At 66.2% G+C, this 18918-nt stretch carries 14 protein-coding genes; 9 read left to right on the forward strand and 5 right to left on the reverse strand.

The features are described from left to right. Nucleotides 1-72: 72 nt before the first annotated feature. Nucleotides 73-1575, forward strand: coding sequence for a YdiU family protein (locus F468_RS0100915; RefSeq protein WP_018175078.1), 1503 nt, complete (start codon nucleotides 73-75; stop codon nucleotides 1573-1575). A 42-nt stretch (nucleotides 1576-1617) separates the two neighbouring features. Here the strand turns inward: F468_RS0100915 and F468_RS0100920 are convergent, their stop codons facing one another. Beyond that, the gene (locus F468_RS0100920; RefSeq protein WP_018175079.1) at nucleotides 1618-2106 is read right to left on the reverse strand and encodes a universal stress protein; all 489 of its coding nucleotides are present in this window, start codon (nucleotides 2104-2106) and stop codon (nucleotides 1618-1620) included. Nucleotides 2107-2353: 247 nt separating this feature from the next. Between F468_RS0100920 and F468_RS0100925 the strand changes: the two genes are divergently transcribed. Then, complete coding sequence (locus F468_RS0100925) at nucleotides 2354-3859, forward strand: SulP family inorganic anion transporter (RefSeq protein WP_018994454.1); 1506 nt, start codon at nucleotides 2354-2356, stop codon at nucleotides 3857-3859. Between the two features lie 188 nt (nucleotides 3860-4047). Beyond that, nucleotides 4048-4776, forward strand: a complete 729-nt coding sequence (locus F468_RS0100930; RefSeq protein ID WP_018649136.1) for a rhomboid family intramembrane serine protease — start codon at nucleotides 4048-4050, stop codon at nucleotides 4774-4776. Nucleotides 4777-4981: 205 nt separating this feature from the next. Here the strand turns inward: F468_RS0100930 and F468_RS0100935 are convergent, their stop codons facing one another. Continuing rightward, nucleotides 4982-7096 (reverse strand): TonB-dependent receptor family protein, encoded by a 2115-nt coding sequence (locus tag F468_RS0100935; RefSeq protein ID WP_369773892.1) that lies wholly within the window; start codon nucleotides 7094-7096, stop codon nucleotides 4982-4984. A gap of 6 nt (nucleotides 7097-7102) precedes the next feature. Further along, nucleotides 7103-8512, reverse strand: a complete 1410-nt coding sequence (locus tag F468_RS0100940; protein WP_018139767.1) for a hypothetical protein — start codon at nucleotides 8510-8512, stop codon at nucleotides 7103-7105. A gap of 213 nt (nucleotides 8513-8725) precedes the next feature. Here F468_RS0100940 and F468_RS0100945 point away from each other — a divergent pair, with 213 nt between their 5' ends. The 3 genes from F468_RS0100945 to F468_RS0100955 all read left to right on the forward strand — a co-directional run bounded on the left by F468_RS0100945 (nucleotide 8726) and on the right by F468_RS0100955 (nucleotide 12762). Further along, nucleotides 8726-9811 carry an ABC transporter substrate-binding protein gene (locus tag F468_RS0100945; protein ID WP_018994456.1) on the forward strand — a complete coding sequence of 362 codons (1086 nt, stop codon included), beginning with the start codon at nucleotides 8726-8728 and terminating at the stop codon, nucleotides 9809-9811. A 108-nt stretch (nucleotides 9812-9919) separates the two neighbouring features. Then, a complete protein-coding gene (locus F468_RS0100950; protein ID WP_018994457.1) occupies nucleotides 9920-11686 on the forward strand; it encodes an iron ABC transporter permease in 1767 nt (588 codons plus the stop codon). Further along, nucleotides 11683-12762 (forward strand): ABC transporter ATP-binding protein, encoded by a 1080-nt coding sequence (locus F468_RS0100955; protein WP_020614806.1) that lies wholly within the window; start codon nucleotides 11683-11685, stop codon nucleotides 12760-12762. Before F468_RS0100950 ends, F468_RS0100955 begins: the two co-directional genes overlap by 4 nt. 204 nt (nucleotides 12763-12966) lie before the next feature. Here the strand turns inward: F468_RS0100955 and F468_RS0100960 are convergent, their stop codons facing one another. Beyond that, the gene (locus F468_RS0100960) at nucleotides 12967-14118 is read right to left on the reverse strand and encodes an OprO/OprP family phosphate-selective porin (protein WP_018139771.1); all 1152 of its coding nucleotides are present in this window, start codon (nucleotides 14116-14118) and stop codon (nucleotides 12967-12969) included. 284 nt (nucleotides 14119-14402) lie between these two features. Here F468_RS0100960 and F468_RS0100965 point away from each other — a divergent pair, with 284 nt between their 5' ends. From F468_RS0100965 to phnE, 3 genes are all read left to right on the forward strand, one after another. Then, nucleotides 14403-15257, forward strand: coding sequence for a phosphate/phosphite/phosphonate ABC transporter substrate-binding protein (locus F468_RS0100965; RefSeq protein ID WP_231362268.1), 855 nt, complete (start codon nucleotides 14403-14405; stop codon nucleotides 15255-15257). A 74-nt stretch (nucleotides 15258-15331) separates the two neighbouring features. After that, on the forward strand, nucleotides 15332-16138 hold the full coding sequence (gene phnC / locus F468_RS0100970; protein ID WP_018175087.1) for a phosphonate ABC transporter ATP-binding protein: 807 nt from the start codon (nucleotides 15332-15334) through the stop codon (nucleotides 16136-16138). Between the two features lie 30 nt (nucleotides 16139-16168). Beyond that, nucleotides 16169-16975: a phosphonate ABC transporter, permease protein PhnE gene (gene phnE, locus F468_RS0100975; RefSeq protein ID WP_018175088.1), complete on the forward strand. Its 807-nt coding sequence runs from the start codon at nucleotides 16169-16171 to the stop codon at nucleotides 16973-16975. Between the two features lie 110 nt (nucleotides 16976-17085). On the opposite strand, the gene F468_RS0100980 is transcribed toward phnE, so the two are convergent. Then, entirely contained in the window at nucleotides 17086-18705 is a 1620-nt protein-coding gene (locus F468_RS0100980) for a BCCT family transporter (protein WP_012981439.1), read from the reverse strand. Nucleotides 18706-18918: the final 213 nt, after the last annotated feature.

Raw genomic sequence — 18918 nt, forward strand, 5'->3', positions numbered from 1 at the left:
TGTGGGCCCAAAGGTGCAAAATCGAATCGTCGCGCATCATAACGCCTGAAGCCGCGATCTGCCGAGGTATCGATGTCCCGCGCCGAAGCCCCAGCGCCCAGCACACCCGAACTGCAATGGGTGAACCGCTTTGCGAGTCTGCCGGAGGCCTTTTATGACCGTCCGGCGCCGGCCCCGTTCCCGGATGCCACGTGCCTGGCGACCAGCGCCGAGATGTGCCGGCGCCTGGGGCTGGCCGCGACCGACCTGGCCCGCCAGCCCTGGCTGGGGGCCTGCACCGAAGGACACCCGATGGAGGGCCCCGACCCGCTGGCCAGTGTCTATGCCGGGCATCAGTTCGGCGTCTTTGTCCCGCAGTTGGGGGACGGACGCGCAAAGCTGCTGGGCGAGGTTCGAACCACCTCCGGTGAGCACTGGGAACTGCAGGTGAAAGGGGCTGGCCGCACGCGCTATTCGCGCGGCGCCGACGGCCGCGCGGTACTGCGTTCCTCGATCCGCGAGTACCTGATCTCCGAGGCGATGGCCGCACTGGGCGTGCCGACCACCCGCGCGGTGGCCCTGTTCGGCTCCAGCCTGCAGGTCCTGCGCGAGCGCGTGGAACCGGGGGCGATCGTGCTGCGCGCGGCACCCAGCTTCCTGCGCTTCGGGCACTTCGAGTATTTCCACTACAGCGGCTACAGCGAACGCCTGCGCGAACTGATCGACTATGCGCTGGCGCACGACTATCCCGAGCTGGCGGACGCCGACGACCCGGTGGCCGCGATGCTCGAACAGGTGATCGCGAACACCGCCGAGATGATCGCCGACTGGCAGGCCGTCGGGTTTTGCCACGGGGTGATGAATACCGACAACATGAGCCTGCTGGGGCTGACCATCGACTATGGCCCGTTCGCGTTCCTGGATGCCTACGACCCGGGCTACATCTGCAACCACACCGACCAGGGCGGCCGCTACGCCTTCGACCAGCAGCCGGCGATCGCGCAGTGGAACCTGATCCGTCTGGCCGAGACCCTGGTAATCCATTTCCAGGACGCCACCCGCGAAGCCGCGATCGAGCGGGCCAAGGCACTTCTGGTGGACTTCATGCCCCGGTTCGAGCAGGCCTGGCTGACGCGCATGCGCGGGAAGCTGGGGCTGGTGGAGGAACGCGAAGGGGATCTGGAGCTGATCCACGACCTGCTGGCACGCATGGCCGCGGAGGGCGTCGACTACACGCGCTTCTTCCGCCAGCTGCCGGATCTGGAGCAGCCCGAGATCCGCGAACAGCTCGAGGCCGAGCTGGAGGACGCGACCGCCTGGCGCGGATGGTGGTCGCGCTATCAGGCGCGCCTGGAGACGGAGGCCCGCCCGTTCGAGGCACGCCGGGCGGCGATGAACGCGGTCAATCCGAAGTACATCCTGCGCAACCACCTGGCGCAGGCCGCGATCGAGCAGGCCGAGGCGGGCGATACCTCCGAGCTGCTGCGGCTGCAGGCCATTCTTGAGCGTCCGTTCGACGAGCAGCCCGAGCACGAGGCCTACGCGGACCTGCCGCCCGCCTGGGCCGCCGGCATCCAGCTGAGCTGCTCCTCCTGACGGTGCCCTGATCGGCCTTTGCGCTACGGCCCCTGGGAGGGCTTAGTTGACCGCGCCCTCGGGTGGCAGCTTCTCCTTCATCGAGTCGGACAGTGGCACGTCGTGCACGACCAGCACCGGCAGGCGGGCGTTGCGCACCAGCCATTCGGTCGCGGACCCGGAGAGCATGCTGGCGATCTGGCTGCGACCGCGCGTGCCCATCACGATCATGTCCGCACCCCATTCCTCGGCATGGCGGGAGATCTCCTCCGGCGCACTGCCAATGGCCACGGCGACCTCGTCGTCCGCCTCGGCCCACGCCTCGAGCTGTGCGCGGACCTTGTCTTCCGCGGAGTGACGCATGTCCTTCGCGTTCAGCGGCGAGGTGCCGGCGCCACTGAAGGCGCCAGCGGCGCTGGGCCCGGCCACATCAGAGGGCTTCATCACGTAGAGCAAGCGCTTCTTCGCCCCCGGGCAGTGCTGCCGCGCGACGGCCAGGGCCGCGGCGGAGGCAGGCGAGAAGTCGACGGCGATGATGACGCGCTGCAGCATGGGGATCCTCGGGCTGGTCGTGGGAAGGGCCTCGGCGAGACCCCACAGGGGGCGCGCGGTTCAGCGTCTTGGTGCGAGGTGCTAGACTTCGCCCCCTTTCGGCGGTTTCAGTCTGTACTGGCACCAGACCGCTTGCAACCGCGCCTGCGAGAGGTGGAACACCGGTGAGCCTCCCCTCGCACCTGTCCGCCCGCCAGTCCCGGCCCCGGTCGATACAGCGGCGCGCATCCGTATTGGGGATTCCCACGTGCAGCAGACCCTGACCGACTTCCTGCAACGCCAGCGCAAGATCTGGTTGTTCAATGTGCGCGCGGACCTGATCGCCGGGATCGTGGTCGCGCTGGCCCTGATCCCCGAGGCGATCGCGTTCTCGATCATCGCCGGGGTCGACCCGAGCGTGGGCCTGTACGCCTCGTTCACCATGGCGGTGGTGATCGCCTTCGCCGGAGGGCGCCCCGGGATGATCTCGGCCGCGACCGGGGCCATGGCCCTGCTGATGGTGACACTCATCGCCGAGCACGGACTGCAGTACCTGCTGGCCGCGACCATCCTGACCGGGATCATCCAGATCCTGTTCGCCTGGGCCAAGCTCGCGCGCTACATGATGTTCATCCCGCGCACGGTGCTGGTCGGCTTCGTGAATGCGCTGGCGATCCTGATCTTCCTGTCGCAGGTGCCCTACCTGGTGGATGGCGACACCACCATGTGGGCGCTGGTCACGGCCGGCCTGATCATCCTCTATGGCCTGCCGATGATCCCGGGCTATCCGAAGCTGCTGCCGCCGCCGCTCGTCGCGATCGTGGTGCTCAGCGTCCTGGTCTACTTCATGGGCCTGCCGACGCTGGAGGTCGGCGACATGGGCGAGCTGCCGGACGGCCTGCCGGTGTTCCTGTTCCCGGACATCCCGCTGAACTGGGAGACGCTGCAGATCATCTTCCCGACCGCCTTCGCGCTGGCGATCGTCGGCCTGCTGGAGTCGCTGCTGACCGCCTCCATCCTCGACGACCTGACCGACACGCCCTCCGGCAAGAACCGCGAGGCCCAGGGCCAGGGCATCGCCAATGTCGTCACCGGCTGCTTCGGCGGTATGGCGGGCTGCGCGATGATTGGCCAGTCGGTGATCAACATCAAATCCGGGGGGCTGGGGCGGCTGTCCACGCTGTCGGCGGGGATCTTCTTGCTGATCTTCATCGTGTTTCTCGGCGACCTGGTCTCGATGATCCCGATGGCCGCGCTGGTCGCGGTGATGATCATGGTCTCCATCGCCACCTTCGACTGGGGCTCGCTGACCACCCTGCACAAGCTGCCGCGCACCGACGCCACCGTGCTGATCGTGACCGTCGGCACCACCGTGATCACCCACGACCTGTCGCTGGGCGTATTCGCCGGCGTGCTGCTCTCGGCGATCTTCTTCGCGCGCAAGATGGTCAAGGCCGTCGAAGTCACCAGTGCGCTGTCGGAGGACGGCCGGACTCGCATCTACACCGTGCGCGGCCAGCTGTTCTTCGTCGCCGTGGACAAGTTCATCGACAGCTTCGACTACCGCGAGGGCATCCACCACATCGAGATCGACCTGACGCGCGCCTCGCTATGGGACAGCTCGGCGGTGGCTGCCATCGACAAGGTCGTCGGCAAGTTCCGCCGCAACGGCATGGAGGTCGAAGTCAGGACGCCGCGTGGCGAGAGCGGCGAACTCCACGACAAGCTCGCGCAACACGACAAGGGCGCCGACCTGGGGCCGGGCGGGCACTAATGCCGCCACCGTCATTGCGAGGAGTGCAGCGACGAAGCAACCTCCCTCCGAAACCCTCGGACCCCGACACTGCGCAAGCTTCGGGAGGTTGCCGCGGCCCCTGCGGGGCCTCGCAATGACGGTGCCCGTGGCGGCGCCGGGGGATGGGAGAGATTGGACCTCTTGTCCAGGCATGGCAGGCTAGGCGGATGATGAATCTTCGCCGGCCGGCGCCTCCGGCCGACCCCCGGGCCGAGCAGGAGCGGATTCGGCGTGCGCTGCTCTGGCCGATGCTGGGGGCCGCCGTCCTGATCGTGATCCACGCCCTGCACGACCTGCTGGGCGGGGACTGGTCGCGGCTGGGTATTCTGCCGCGCGACGCGGTCGGGGCGCTGGGCATCATCACCTCGCCGTTGATCCACGGCTCCTGGGGTCACCTGCTCGCCAATGTGCCGACCTTGTGGGTGCTCGGCATGCTCACGCTCTACGGCTTTCCGCGTGCCACGCGCGTTGCAGTCCCGCTGATCTGGCTGATGGGGGGGCTGGGTGTCTGGCTGTTCGCCCGCGAGGGGCTGCACATTGGCGCCTCGGGCCTGACCCACGGGCTGATGTTCTTTGCCGTGGTGATCGGGATCCGCCGGCGCGATGCGCTGTCCATCGCGGTGGCCATCATCATCCTGTTCCTCTATGGCAGCATGCTCTGGGGTGTCTTCCCCAGCGGCCCCAAGGTCTCGTTCGAAGCGCACCTGTTCGGCGCGGTCGTGGGTGCGGTCTGTGGCTGGTTCCTCTATCGTCGAGATCCGTTCCCGGTGTATCGGCGGCACGACTGGGAGGACGACGACCCCACCGACCCCGAGACCCTGCGCAAGATCGAACAGGGGCGGCTCGACGAGATCGAGCCGAAGGAACCGCCGGAGGGGCCTGGGCGGCGCGATTAGCCGGGCACCCTTTCTGGATGCCGTTCGTCGCGCTCGGTGCATCCCGCGACGTAGCGGCGACGGCGCTTCGTCGCACCGTCATTGCGAGGAGGCGAAGCCGACGAAGCAATCTCCCTCAGGAAGCACCGCATTGCCAGCGTTCGGAGATTGCCACGTCGGCTTCGCCTCCTCGCAATGACGGCTCAGGGTCCGGCGTGGTGGCGCTCTAGCGCCCGAAGGTCATGCGCATGCCGGCCATCAGGGTCAGGCCGGGGGCCGGCTCGTAATAGCGGCGGTTGCCGTCGTTGATGCGGATGTTGTCGACGTTGTCTGCGTCCAGCAGGTTGTTCGCGGCCACGAAGGCCTCGACATGGGCGTTGCCATCCTGCCAGTGGCGGCCCGCGCGCAGGTTCAGCGTGGTCTGTCCGCCCACTCGTTCGTCGTTGGCGTCGTTCACGTAGCGCCCGCCTGTGTACAGCGCATCGATGGTGAAAAAGTAAGGTCCCTGACGCCAGTCGGCCTCCACGAACAGCTGCTCGCGCGGCAGCCCGGGCAGGCGATTGCCGTCGCGCCGTTCGCCCTGCTGGTCCACGAAATCCCGATAGCGGAAATCGTTCAGGCTGAGCGCGCTGGACAGCGTCCACTGCTCCGTCGCGGACCAGTCGACCGCCAGCTCGAAGCCGTTACGCGCGGTCCGGCCGGCGTTGGTGTAGAACGTGCGACCGTCCACGTTGGGCTCCTCGAACGGGGCGATCTCGTCGCGTACGCGGGTCGCGTAGACCGAGGCATCCCAGGCCAGGCGACCGGTCTCGCGGCGGATCCCGACCTCGATGCTGCGTGCCCGCTGAGGGTCGAGATCGGCGTTGAATCCGCCCCCGCCCTCGGGGTTCGCGAACTCGGTGAAGGTCGGCGTCTCGAAGTTGGTGGCCACGTTCACGTAGGCCCGGTAGTCCGGCTGGAAGTGCCAGATCAGCCCCGCCATCGCGCTGGTCTCGCGGAAGGTCCGCGCATCCGAACGATCCGGTTCGCCCACCCGGTCGGAGAAGTGGTCATCGATGGACATGCGGATGCGGTCGTGGCGTGCGCCGAGCACCACGTTCCAGTCCGACCCCAGCGCGGTGTCGGTCTGCACGAACACCCCGCGTGAGCGGGCGCGCTCGCGTTGGTCCAGCGCAAGGTCGTCGATCGAGGGGGTGCCGCCCGGACAGTTCGCCTGTCCCTGGATATCGGTACAGCGGCGGGTGCGGTCGTCGCGCTGTTCCTCCAGGTCGATCCCGGTCAGCACCCGGGTCGGGCCGATGTCCTGTTCGTACTGGGCGTTGAGCCCGTAGAAGTCGCGCTCGTAGGCTACCCGCGAGTCGCCGGGAAATGGCAGTTGCTGCGCGTAGTCGCGCTGGGTCCAGAACCCGCCGAGGCGCAGTTCGCCGGGGCCGAGCGACTGCTCCCACTTCAATCCCGTGGTCAGCTGCTCGGCCTCCTGGGTGCTGTCGAGGGCCGTGGCCAGCGGGGCGGCCGCGCGCCGGTTCTGGCGCATCTCCTCGCGCGTGAGCCCGCCGGGGTCGTCGGTGCGCGGGGCATCGAGGTAGCGCAGGTGGAAGTTCAGCGTGCCGGCCTCCAGCTCCGAGGCGGTGTGCAGGCGCAGGTAGCGCTTCTCGGCGGTGGACTGGTCGCGGTAGCCGTCGATGGCGAAGTCGTGTGCCGTCAGGGAGTAGCGATGGGTCCCGTGATCCTGCTCGGCGATCGCCTCGGCGCGGCGATAGCCGTAGCTGCCCAGCATGACTCCGCCGCCAAAGCCACGCGCGTCGCGCCCGTCGCGGGTGCGCGCCGAGATCACGCCACCGGAGGCATTGCCGTACAGCGCGGCGCTGGGCCCGCGCAGGACCTCGATGTCGCGCAGGTTCAGCAGGTCGATGGCGTCCACCTGTGACTGGCCGTCCGGGGTGGTCTCGGGGATGCCGTCCTGCAGGATGCGCAGCCCGCGTACCCCGAACGGCGCGCGCGAGCCGAAACCGCGGATGGAGATGCGCGCGTCCTGCGCAAAGTTGTAGCGGTTCTGGGCGAACAGCCCTGGTACGCGATTCAGCGACTCGTCCAGCTGCAGGCCCTGACGCCCCTCGGTGGCCTGGCGCTCGTCCACCCGTGATACCGCCGCCGGCAGGTCCGCCAGCGGCGTGGCCAGCCTGGGCGCGGTCACCGTGATCTCGACCGGGTCGAGCACGGGTACGTCGTCCTCGGCGATGGCCGTCGGAGCGGCCAGGCCCAGCACCGGCAGGGACAGCGGCAGCAGAGCGACCGGTCCCCTGAGGCTCCGGGTCTGCCCGTCTGCCGGTCGCCTGGGCATCGCGCGTTAGTCCCGGAGGATCAGCTGCTGGGTCAGGAGCTCGCCATGATCGAGGAAGGCGTCGTACAGCGCCCGGCTGCGTTCCGCCAGCGCCTCGTCGTCGCCCCAGGACCCTGGGCGGTCGAAGACCTCGCCCGTACGGTAGCCATTGGCCACGGCCATCATGAAGGCCGCGACGGACCGGGTGGTCACGGTCGGGTCGGTCACCGACCCATCCTCGTAGGCCAGGCGTGTGGGGACGATGGTGGACTCGAGCTGGTATTCGAGCGCGCCCTCGAGCAGGCGGTCAATCGCCGCACCCAGTTCGCCTTCCAGCTCCGGCGCCCGCTCGCTCAGCAGCTTTGCGGTCCCCTCGCGTTCGCGCAGCAGGGAAAAGCCGCCGGTGACCTGGTGGACGAACCGCCATTGCGCGGCGACGTCGACGTGGTCGGAGGCCGCACGGGCCTCGCCGTCCTCGAACGCGATGTGTGCGGGCAGGCCCCAGTCGCGGATCGGCCCGTCTTCGGACACGATGGCGCGGGTGATGGACGCAGTGCGGTCCGCCAGCGTCTCGGCGCGCCCCTGATCGTCCGCATCCCCGAACAGGTAGAGCGTCTCGTAGACCCCCTTGAGGCCACGCAGCAGCGCCCCGACCTGATCCACCGACCACTCCGCGCCCTGGTCGCGGACAAACATCCCGGCATCATCATCCCAGGCCGCGTCGGCGGTGTCCGCCATGGCCCGGGCGATCTCGACCATGTCGTCGCGCGAGTGGCCCAGCCAGCCCGCGAGGGTCTCATGCTCCAGCTGCCCCATGTCGTCCTCGCCACCCGGCTTGTGCTGGCGCACCCAGGCGTATGCGGGGCCGTGCAGGGCGTCGAGGCCGAAGGCGAGGGCATCGGTGCCCGAGTCATTCGCCGCTGCCACCTCGCCGTCGGCGTAGCGTTCGTTGACCAGGTGGTCCGCCAGCGCCGACATCAGCGGTGCCGGGTTGTGGGTGATCTCGTCGTACAGGCCCAGGTGTTCGAAGCGACCCCCGCTGTGATGCATATGGTAGAGATACGCGGCATCGGCATAGGCCGCCGGAGCAGCCTCGTCGTCACTGCCGGACTGTGCGCGGATGCGCCCTTCATCTACCAGCTTGCCGTGCACCGTATCCAGCAGGCCGAGCCAGGTCTCGCCGATCTCCCGCATCGGGCCATCGGCGAGTTCCGGACGGTAGTCGTCATGCCCCAACTCACTGTCGCGCATCAGGCGGCCCTTGACCGTCAGTGCCCCCAGCGTCATGAACGCATCATCGGCGGTCATCCCGTCGGCATGCACCAGCACGCGGTCCTCGCCATCGAGCCCGTGAGCAATTCCGAGAGGAGCGGCCTGTGCTGTCGTGGCCAGTGTCACAGCGATGGCCGCTGTCAGCGGTGCAAAGGCTGCCTTCATGGTCTTGTATCCCCTTCTCGCGAATGTTCCGGCCCGAACTGTATGGACCAAACCCTACTGAAACTCCTGACTCCGCACACGGGTAGCGGTTCAATCGGAGGGGGTCTCGGGCCTCCCGCGTGCGTTAACAAAACTTCATACGAGTGCAACGGGTTCGTCATCCGCTCCGCCTAGCGTGGGTGCGCCATTCGTGCAAGACAGGAGCAACCCGACATGCAAGATTTGAAGCCTTCCGCTCGTCTGGCCCCCTTGGTGCTGGCCATCAGTGCTGCATTCAGCGGTGGTACCGCCATGGCTGGGCAGGCGATCGATGCCGATGATGTCGATGCCGGCGAAGTCGCGCTCTCCGACGACGTCCTGACGGTCTATCTGCATGACCATGGTGATTCGATCGCCGCTCGTTTCACCGAGGATACCGGCATCGACGTGCAGATCGTCGACATGAGTGGCGGCGAGATCCTCGCCCGCATCGAGGCCGAGCGCGTGAACCCTCAGTGGGATGTGGTCTACGTGATGGGTCACGGCAGTGTCCATCGGCTCCACGAGGACGGCATCCTCCTGAAGGACGACTGGCAGCCCGAGGCCGTCAGCGACTATACCGAGCAGGCCCAGAAGATCTACGAGCGTCACCCCGATGCCTCGTGGTGGCCGGTCACCATCAGTGCCCCGGCCCTTCTCGCGTACAACCCGAGCTGCGAGGGGACCGAGGACATCACCGGCTGGGACGCCCTGCGCGATCCACAGTTCGAGGGCCGCATCGGGATGCCCAACCCGAACATCTCCGGCCCGGCCTATCCCTACGTGGCCTCGTTCTTCGAGGATGACATGGATGCCGGCTACGAATTCTGGCAGGACGTCTTCGACAACGGTGTGCGGATGTACCGCTCCAACAGCCCGGTGGCCGAGGCCCTGATGACCGGCGAGCTTTGCGTGGCCGGTCTGGAAGAGCCCAACACCTACGGCGAGGTGGAGAAGGGCGAGGACATTGGCATCGTATACCCGGAAGAGGGTGTGCCGGGCGCGGCCCGTGGCGTTGGCATCTCCGCCGACACGAGCGTTAGGGACGACGCCCGTGCCTTCGTCGAGTGGCTGCTTTCCGCCGAGACGCAGGACTACCTGACCGAGATCGAGCATCGCAACAAGTTCTTCCAGCCGGTGAATCGCAACGCCTCGCCGAACGAACTGCTGCCGCCGAACGATTTCCTGGAAGGGGAAACTCCGTACGTCTTCAGCGACTACGTCTGGATGGGCGAGGTAGAAGCCGAGATCAAGCGCTGGTTCGCTGACCAGGTGATGTAACCCGGCCCCTCCACTGCCGGATGCAGTAATGGGGCTCTGCTGGGACACGGCAGGGCCCCTTCTTCTTGTAGCGACCCGGGCGTGGCTCCATACGCCCAAGGAAATCCGATGACCTCAGTCCCCGTGCGTTCGATCGCCCCGACACCGTCGCCGCTTGCCCGTCTGATGGGCCGCCTGCCGGCCAGTGATTCCCTGGTCGTCTGGCTGGTGACCGGCGCGCTGCTGATTCTGGTCGCCCTGCCGCTGACCGCGATGCTGTTGCACCTGGCGTTCCCGCGCCTCTATCTCGGCGATTTCACCCTCGGGGATTTTCAGCTCTTCCGGGATCTCTGGGAACGCCGGCTCTGGCGTACCTCGGTGACCAACTCCCTGTTGCTGGCGACCGGGACCATGGTGCTCGGGACTATCATCGGCGCCGGTCTCGCCTGGATCCGCCACAACTACCGCTTCCCCACCGCCAGCCTGATCGATTTCGCCGCTTGGTTCGTGCTGGTGATGCCGTCGTTCATCATCGCCCAGGGCTGGGTGCTGTTTTCGCGCAGCAGTGGCACGGCCGCCCAGCTCGGCATGCACTGGGTGAACGACTTCGTGTTCTCCCTGCCGGGGCTGATCACGGTGATGGCGCTGACCAACTTTCCGCTCGCCTATCTGGCGACCAGCGCGGCCCTGCAATGGGATGTCTCGCGCTATGAACAGGCAGCGCGGCTGTGCGGCGCGAACGCTGTCCAGACCCTGTGGCGGGTGCGTCTGCCACTGCTGATTCCGGCCTTCGCCTCCGCCGCGATCCTGGTATTCGTCGACAGCATCGGCGACTTCGGGTTGCCGGCGGCCTTTCTCTCGGTATTCAGCTTTCCGCTGATCCCTTACAACATTCGGGCGGAGGTCGCGACGGTTCCCGTATCCTTCGAAGGTGCTGCTGTACTGTCCTTCGTGCTGGTGAGCCTGGTCGGGGCGGCCATTGCCCTGCAGATCCGGGTGCTCCGCAACGGCGGTCGCGACTTTCTGACCGCGGCAGCGGCGCCGCGCAACCGCCCGAAGCCGCGGCTGTGGCCGCTGCTGACCGCAATCAACCTGGTGTTCCTGACGCTGGCCATCTTTGCCCCGCTGGGAACCAGCCTCTCGGTCTCGTTCATGGACCGCTACAGTCAGGGCCTGACCCTGGGCAATCTGACGCTGAACAACTACATCGACGTCCTGTCCGAGGGATCCTCCCTGCTGCCGGCGCTGCGGAATTCCTTCTTCATCGCCTTCACGGCCGCGGGCATCTCGATGGTGGTCGGTTTTCTCGCCGCCTACCTGCTGGCCTTCAGCAGCAACCGCATGAAGCAGTTCATCGACGTCGCCTCCACGGTTACGCTGGCGGTGCCGGGGATCGTCCTGGCGGTGGGCTACATCTTCATGTGGAATCAGCGCTGGCTGGCCGATCTCGGGATCCAGGTCTACGGCAGTCCCTGGGCGATCATCCTGTGTTCGGCCGCGGCCTCGGTCCCGATCGCCGTACGGATCGTGCTCGGTGCGATGGCGCAGACGCCGGGCTCGTTCATGGCCAGCGCCGCCCTGCAGGGTGCCGGGCTGTTCACGCGCCTGCGCAGCATCCTGATGCCCATGGTCCTGGCCGGCCTCCTCTCGGCCACGCTGGCGGTATTCGCGACCAGCGTCTTCGACCTGGCGATCACCATCATGCTGCAGCCCCCGGGCTACCCGACCATTCCGGTGATCATCGACGAAGCCTTCCGCACCGTGGAGTACGGCTGGGCCACCGCCGCCACCGTGATCGTCTGCAGCCTGACCGCCCTGATTATCGTCGCCGCCCGCTGGGCCGTGCGACGCGCCTTCCCGTCCTATTTCCTTGTCAGCGAGGACCACGCGAAATGAACCAAGACAGCGTAGACGTCAGTATCCGCGGCTTGACCCGCCGCTACCAGGACAGCATCGCGCTGGACTCGGTGGACCTGGATATCGCCTCCGGCGAGGTGATCGCCGTGCTTGGTGCCTCGGGCTGCGGCAAGTCCACCCTGCTGCGACTGCTGGCGGGGCTCGATACCCCCAGCGAGGGTACGATCGCGATTGGGGGCCACCAAGTGAACGGGCCCGGTTTCCACATCCCGCCGGAGCGGCGCCCGGTGAACATGGTCTTCCAGGACTTCGCGTTATGGCCGCACATGAACGTGCGCAAGATCATCGAGTTCGGGATGCGTCACCGGCGCATTCCCCGTGCGGAATGGAACACGCGGCTACGGGACCTGCTCGCGCTGCTGGAGCTTGGCGGGCTGGAAGATCGGCTCCCGCGCCAGCTATCCGGGGGGCAGCAGCAGCGGGTCGCCATCGCGCGGGCCCTGGCCACGCGGCCCCGGCTGCTGCTACTCGACGAGCCGCTGTCCAACCTCGATTCGCAGCTGCGCCTGCAGATGCGCGACGAACTCGCGGCCCTGTTGCGCCGGATCGGTACCACCGCGCTGTATGTGACCCATGACCTCCACGAGGCCATGACCCTGGGCCACCGGCTGGTGGTCATGCGCAACGGCCGCATCGAGCAGAGCGGGACTTCGGGCGAGATCTTCCGCAATCCGGGGAGCCCCTGGGTCGCTGGTCTGGTCGGTTTCTCCAACCGGATTCCCGTGGTCGTGGAAGACGTGAACGGCGGGCGGGTCCGCGTGCGCAGCGGCAGCCATCTGCTCGAGGCCAGCAGCGGCGAGGCGTTAAAAGTCGGTGACGAGGCACTCCTGCTGGCCCAGCCTCAGGCGCTAACCCTGACCACTGGCGATGGGGCCAATCGGCTGCGGGCCCGCGTCCAGAGCTGCCACTTCGAGGGCACTGGCTGGCGCCTGCGCTGTCAGAGCGAGGCCGCACCCTTGACCGTTCATACAGAAAACCCTTTCGACGAAGGCAAGGTGGTGACTATCGAGGTTCCGGCGGATAGCGCGCGCGCCTATTCCCGAACGGCGGCCTGATTCCGCTTTCCCGGATCCCTTGACGGCGTTTGGCAAGCGCCGTGAACAGGCTCGCCTGTCCCACTATCAAGGTGTCGCCATTGTTCAGCCCCGTGGGCCATCCAATCTTCCACTCGCCAGTGGAGTGGTTTCGACAAGCGCACAAAAAAGGCCACCGGACGGGATGTCCGGTGGCCGAAGGCCCCCGAGGAGGCTACGGGGAGATCAGAAGTTGTACTGCATGCGGGCGAGGAAGATGTTCGGGCTGTCATCACGGAAGGCACCGTTCGACAGACTGTCCACCGCGTCGCTGTCCTTCACGTCCACCATCACGTAGTTGGCCATGAAGCGCAGGTTGGAGCTGACGTAGTAGTTCAGGCCCAGCGTGAAGTTGTTCTGCTCGCCGCCCAGGATGTCGGCATCGCCGAGGTCCACCGAGCTGTAGCGCGCGGCGATCTCCCAGGCACCGGAGGGGCGCTGCGGATCAATGGTCCGGAAGCCGGTGGGTCGGTAGCCGCGGGTCTCGCCGGTCAGGACGTAGCCGGCCTGGACATGCCAGCCGTTGAAGGTGAGGTCGGAGCCCGAATCGCGATCCACCTCGGCCTGCAGGTACTCGGCACTGGCATGGAACGGGCCGCTGAGGAAACCGAACTCCAGCCCGGCCTTGGTGGTGGAGCGCGCGTCCAGCGAGCTCGTATCGATCAGGCGGGTGCCTTCGGTCGGACGCGACTCCGGGCGATCCCGGAAGCGCACGCTGCCTTCGCGCGCGTTGCTGGAGAAGGCCTCGTGAGAGAGCGAGGCGCCGAGATGGATCGTCTGGTCACCCCGGATCGGGTTGAACGTGACACGGCCGGCCATGCCCAGGGGGGCGTCGCCATCGGGATCACCCTCGATGGAGTGGGAGTAGCCCATCACCGAGAAGTGGTAGTTGTCGCCGGACTGGCCGTAACCCAGGCCGATGCGGCGGGAATCCGTGAAGACCTGCGAGGATGCGCGCTCGATGAAGGTCATGCGATTGGAGCTGGTCAGCTGCTCCATGCCCTGGGGCACCTTGAACTGACCGAACTGCCAGGTGCCGGCATCAGTGTCGTAGGTGACCTTCAGGTCGTTGTAGCTGATGCTTCCACCGGAGAAATCGAACTCCAGCTGGTAGCCCCAGTTCCCGATGAGAGAACCGCTGCCGCCCAGGCGTGCCCGACGCACAAGAAAACCGTCCTGGAAGGCCTCGTCTTCAAGGTTGTCGGTGTCGTGGAAGGCGGCATCGAGGTGCAGGCGTCCGCGCGGATCGAATGTCAGATCGGCCGAGGCCGGGGCGCTGATCGCGATCCCCAGCCCAAGGATCAGCGAAGTATTTACGGTGTATCTGACGGCTTTCATGTACTCCCTCCTGTAATCGAAAGCTTGTTCGGATATTCCGGACCGGTAGCCGAAGACCGGCGCCGGGCAGGAGGGATGCCACCCTAGTGGTGGGGTATGGCAGGGCGGTTACATGCGGGCTTCGATTTGGTGACATCCGGCCAGGGGGGGCGCGCGGCTCATTTGTCACGGTCTTGTCATGCGGAAGCCACGTGAGCGCAACGTGGGGCAGGCAGGGTAGCGCCTCGAATCGCCGGACCCTGATGGTCGGCACACCGCCCCCTCGTGACCTGCATGGAGAGACCATGAAAAAGACTGCACTTGCATTGACGATGAGCCTGACCCTCGGTGTCTCGGCCTCCGCTCAGGCTGACCCCTGTCCCGACACTCTGCGCTTTGCCGATACCGGCATCGAGGGTATGGAAGAGATGGTTCGCACCTTTGGCCCGTTCGGCGAGGCCCTGGGCGATGCCGTGGGATCCAGGATCGAGTTCTTCCCGGTTAGTGACCGCACCGCCGCGGTCAATGCACTGCAGTTCGACCAGGTCGACATCATCCTGGCCGGCCCGTCCGAGTACGCGGTGATGCGCTCACGTCAGGATGTGCAGTTGATGGTCGGTCTCGAGCGCGCCGAGTACGGCACCGCCTTCGTGGTCCATGCCGACAGCGATATCCATTCGCTGGAAGACCTGCGCGGCAAGGACATCGCGCTGAAAGATGCGGGATCGACCACCGGCCACATCGTGCCGTCCTGGATGCTGGTGAATGCGGGTCTGGACCTTGATCGTGACGTGAACACACACCTGCTGGATGGCGCGCGCTTCGAGGCCCTGATCAACCGCGACGTGGATGCCATGGGATCCGGTGTGCGTGATGTTGCGCGTCTGAAGGAGCGCGACCCGAATGGCGACTACCGCGTCATTGCCGAGAGCGACACCATGCCCCGCGATGCCTTTGTCGCCCGCGGCGGCCTCGACCAGGCCTGTGTGGCCCATGTCAACGAGCAGATCATGGCCGATGCCGAAAATCTGATGGAGGCCATACTCGGGCCGGGTCGTCGTGACAAGTACACCAATGCCCGCTTCGTCAATGACCTCACCGAAGAGGAATTCGACCTCATCACCGAGGCCTATGATCTCGTTGGCATTCGCCTGAACTAAGCCCCGGCAGCAACATTTGCAGCAGGAGACCCGGTGCCCTTGGGCATCGGGTCCTCGCTCCGTGGAGTGATGTGATGAACCCCATTGTAGTCAAGGATCTGCACAAGCACTTTGGCTCGATCCATGTATTGCGCGGTCTCGATTTCGAGGTCGCCCCCGGAGAAGGTACCGTCCTTCTCGGGGCGAACGGCTGCGGCAAGTCGACCCTGATGCGCTGCCTGATTGGCCTCGAGCGGCCGGATGCCGGCACCGCCGAGGTCGCTGGCATCGACATCGCCACCGCTGGCCGACGCCGTTTGCGGGAAGTACGCCGCTCCGTCGGGATGGTTTTCCAGCGGTTCAACCTGGTCGCCAATCTGTCGGTCCTGCAGAACGTCCTGTTCGGTGCGCTGGGACGCCAGCCACTGGGCGTGATGGCACTGGCCTCCCCCTGGGCACCGCAGGAAGAGCGCGACCGCGCGATGCACTGCCTGCACCGAGTAGGGCTCGCCGATCGGGCCGGCCAGCGTGCCGACACGCTCTCCGGCGGCCAGCAGCAGCGAGTAGCCATTGCACGCATGCTGATGCAGGCCCCGCGATTGGTCCTGGCGGACGAACCCGTCGCCAGCCTCGACCCGAGATCCGGGCGCGAGGTGATGGACCTGCTCTGGGAGATCGTGCGGGAAGAGGGCATGACCGTGGTATGCACCCTGCATCAGCTGGACCTTGCTCGTGAGTACGGCGACCGCCTGCTTGGCATGAAGGCCGGCAAGATCCAGCTCCAGGGGCGTATCTCCGATTTCGATACCACCAGCCTCGAATCGCTTTACCACGGCGAGGTCCGGGTGGATGGTGACCCGCGGGAGGAAGTGCCTCTCGCAACCGCTGCCTCTGCCTCCTGACGCGCCCAGACCTTTCACGGAACCAACCCAATGCATCCAGTCGATCAACGAGTGGCGGCGCTTGCGCCCGCCCGATTCACCTCGCCCTCGGTCTTTACCTGGGTGATTCTTGTAGGTTTCGCTGCCTTCTTCATACAGGGCTTTCTGTCCGTTGATGTCACCCTGGCCCGTCTGGTTCAGGGATTCGGCAATCTCGGGGGATTCTTCGCTCAGGCCTGGCCGCCCGAGACCAGCCGGCTGGAGCCGATTGCCTGGTCCATGCTGGAAACCCTGAACATGGCCATTGTGGGCGTGACGGTCGGCGTAATCCTGAGCGTGCCGATGGCCCTGCTGTGCGCCTCGAACACCGCCCCCAATCGCCTGGTGCGGACCCTCAGCCGGACCATCGTGGCCACCATGCGCACCATCCCCGATCTGATCTGGGCGCTGATCTTCGTGGTTGCGGTGGGGCTTGGGCCGCTGGCCGGAATCCTGGCCATCATCATGGACACCATCGGTTTTTGCGCACGCTTCTTCTCCGAACGTATCGAGGAGGTCTCGAAGGGGCCATCCGAGGCCCTGGCCTCCACCGGCGGGGGCCGGCTCTCGGTGATCTTCGGGGCCATCCTCCCCGAGTCGACGGCCTCGATGACCGCCACCAGCCTGTACGGGGTCGAAAAGGCGATCCGCTCGGCCGTGGTGCTGGGGCTGGTCGGGGCCGGCGGCATCGGGGTCGAACTGTCCACCGCAATGCGCATGTTCCAGTTCGATCAGGCGTTGACGATCATCCTGGTGATCCTGGTCGTCGTCATTGGTTTCGAACAGATCTCCTCAGCAATCCGTCGTCGAGTGATCTAGACGGTCAGGGACTGTGTCGATATGAGAAGGGTGAGCACGGCGCAGAAAAAACCCCGCCGGTCGAGGGACCGGCGGGGTCTGGGTCGCCTGGGGTAACTTTTGCCGACGGCTTACCCGGTTGCCTCCTTCAGACGGATCAGCTTGAGCTCGTGGAACAGCCCCATCATCAGGCTGACGCACATGAACAGCAGCACGATCACGAAGGGCAGGCCGGCGCTGACGGCACCGGCCTGCAGGGCCTGCAGCGCGGCCGCGCCACCCACCGCCAGCAGCACACCGGCGATCACGCCCTCGACCGTGGCCCAGAACAGGCGCTGGGACTGCGGGGCGTCGGTCTTGCCGCCGGAGGTGATCGAGTCGATCACCAGCGAGCCGGAGTCTGACGAGGTGATGAAGAAAACCAGGACCAGGGTGATTGCCAGCAGTGAGGTGATCGTGGTCAGCGGCAGGTGCTCGAGCATCTGGAACAGCGCCAGCGAGGAGTCACTGATGCCGTCGGCCAGTGCACCGACCCCGTCGCGGGCCTGATCCAGGCCGGTCCCGCCAAAGGCACTCATCCAGATCACGGTCACGGCCGTTGGCACCAGCAGCACCGCGGTCACGAACTGGCGTACCGTGCGCCCGCGCGAGACCCGTGCGATGAACATGCCGACAAACGGCGACCAGGAGATCCACCAGGCCCAGAAGAAGATCGTCCACTCGTGATAGAAGGTCTGGTCGTCACGACCCACCGGGTTGCTGAGCGGCCACATGTACTGGGCGTAGGCGCTCAGCGTGATGCCGGTATTGGAGAGGAAGGCGATAAAGCCGCCGAACAGGGCCACGAACAGTAGCAGTACCACCGCCAGCGTCAGGTTGATGTTGCTGAGCACGCGCACCCCGCCATGGATGCCGCGCATGATCGACAACAGGGCAATTACCGTGACGCCGATGATGATCGCGACCTGGGTGTTCAGGCCGGCTTCGATGCCGAACACCGACTCCAGCCCCGATGCCGCCTGCTGCGCCCCAAGACCCAGGGAGGTGGCCAGGCCGAACAGGGTGGCCAGTACCGCCAGGGTGTCGATCACATGCCCGAGCGGGCCCCAGATCCGCTCGCCGAAGATCGGGTAGAACGCGGAGCGAATGGTCAGCGGCAGGCCCTTGTTAAAGGCAAAGAACGCCAGCGCCAGGCCTACCACGGCATAGATCGCCCATGGGTGCAGGCCCCAGTGATACATCGTCGCACCCAGGGCCGCGTGCTTCGCTTCCTCGGTGCCGCCCTCGATGCCCAAAGGCGTCCCGAACCACTCGGTGAAGTAGCCTACCGGTTCGGCCACGGCCCAGAACATCAGGCCGATGCCCATGCCGGCGGCGAACAGCATCGAGAACCAGGACAGCACGCTGAAGTCCGGCTTCGCATCCTGGCCGCCAATCCGGATGCTCCCGACCGGCAGCAGGATCAGGGCCAGACAGAACAGCACGAACAGGTTGCCGGCCGACAAGAACAGCCAGTCAAAGGTCTCGCCGATCCAGGCACGCGTGGCGCCCAGGCCCTCGTCGGCCTGTTCCGGGAACATCAGGGACAGGATCACGAACGCGAGGATCAGCAGGGCGCTGACGGCGAATACCGGGTTGTGCAGATCCAGCCCCAGCGGGTTGATGTTCTGTTCCCCGATCTCGTGATCGGTCTCGTAACGGGCCTCGAGCTCCTCGATCTCCCGTTTCGGGTCTTGTGCGTTGTCGCTCACGCTCACCTCCTTGGTGTGATTGGGGGACGCTGGTCCAGACGTTCTCCGGTCCATCGCCTGGAACTGTCTGACCGCCAGGGCGGTAGTCTTCGATTGAGACCGCGTCTCCCGAGGTACGAGTCGTTTCGTTCTGGCATCCGGCCGTCGGAATCCGAAACGAAAAATTCGGGACCTTCATGGCTGACTTCCATTGCTCACCCGCTAGCGGGTGAG

Source organism: Thioalkalivibrio sp. ALJ2 (assembly GCF_000378325.1).
GTDB lineage: Bacteria > Pseudomonadota > Gammaproteobacteria > Ectothiorhodospirales > Ectothiorhodospiraceae > Thioalkalivibrio.

Bases quoted from the DNA above. Each gene is read 5' to 3' on its own strand.
- F468_RS0100920 (WP_018175079.1), bottom strand. From the start codon at position 2,106: ATGCTGCAGCGCGTCATCATCGCCGTCGACTTCTCGCCTGCCTCCGCC.
- F468_RS0100940 (WP_018139767.1), bottom strand. From the start codon at position 8,512: ATGAAGGCAGCCTTTGCACCGCTGACAGCGGCCATCGCTGTGACACTG.
- phnE (WP_018175088.1), top strand. From the start codon at position 16,169: ATGCATCCAGTCGATCAACGAGTGGCGGCGCTTGCGCCCGCCCGATTC.
- F468_RS0100965 (WP_231362268.1), top strand. From the start codon at position 14,403: ATGAAAAAGACTGCACTTGCATTGACGATGAGCCTGACCCTCGGTGTC.
- F468_RS0100930 (WP_018649136.1), top strand. From the start codon at position 4,048: ATGATGAATCTTCGCCGGCCGGCGCCTCCGGCCGACCCCCGGGCCGAG.
- phnC (WP_018175087.1), top strand. From the start codon at position 15,332: ATGAACCCCATTGTAGTCAAGGATCTGCACAAGCACTTTGGCTCGATC.
- F468_RS0100915 (WP_018175078.1), top strand. From the start codon at position 73: ATGTCCCGCGCCGAAGCCCCAGCGCCCAGCACACCCGAACTGCAATGG.
- F468_RS0100950 (WP_018994457.1), top strand. From the start codon at position 9,920: ATGACCTCAGTCCCCGTGCGTTCGATCGCCCCGACACCGTCGCCGCTT.
- F468_RS0100935 (WP_369773892.1), bottom strand. From the start codon at position 7,096: ATGCCCAGGCGACCGGCAGACGGGCAGACCCGGAGCCTCAGGGGACCG.
- F468_RS0100960 (WP_018139771.1), bottom strand. From the start codon at position 14,118: ATGAAAGCCGTCAGATACACCGTAAATACTTCGCTGATCCTTGGGCTG.
- F468_RS0100955 (WP_020614806.1), top strand. From the start codon at position 11,683: ATGAACCAAGACAGCGTAGACGTCAGTATCCGCGGCTTGACCCGCCGC.
- F468_RS0100945 (WP_018994456.1), top strand. From the start codon at position 8,726: ATGCAAGATTTGAAGCCTTCCGCTCGTCTGGCCCCCTTGGTGCTGGCC.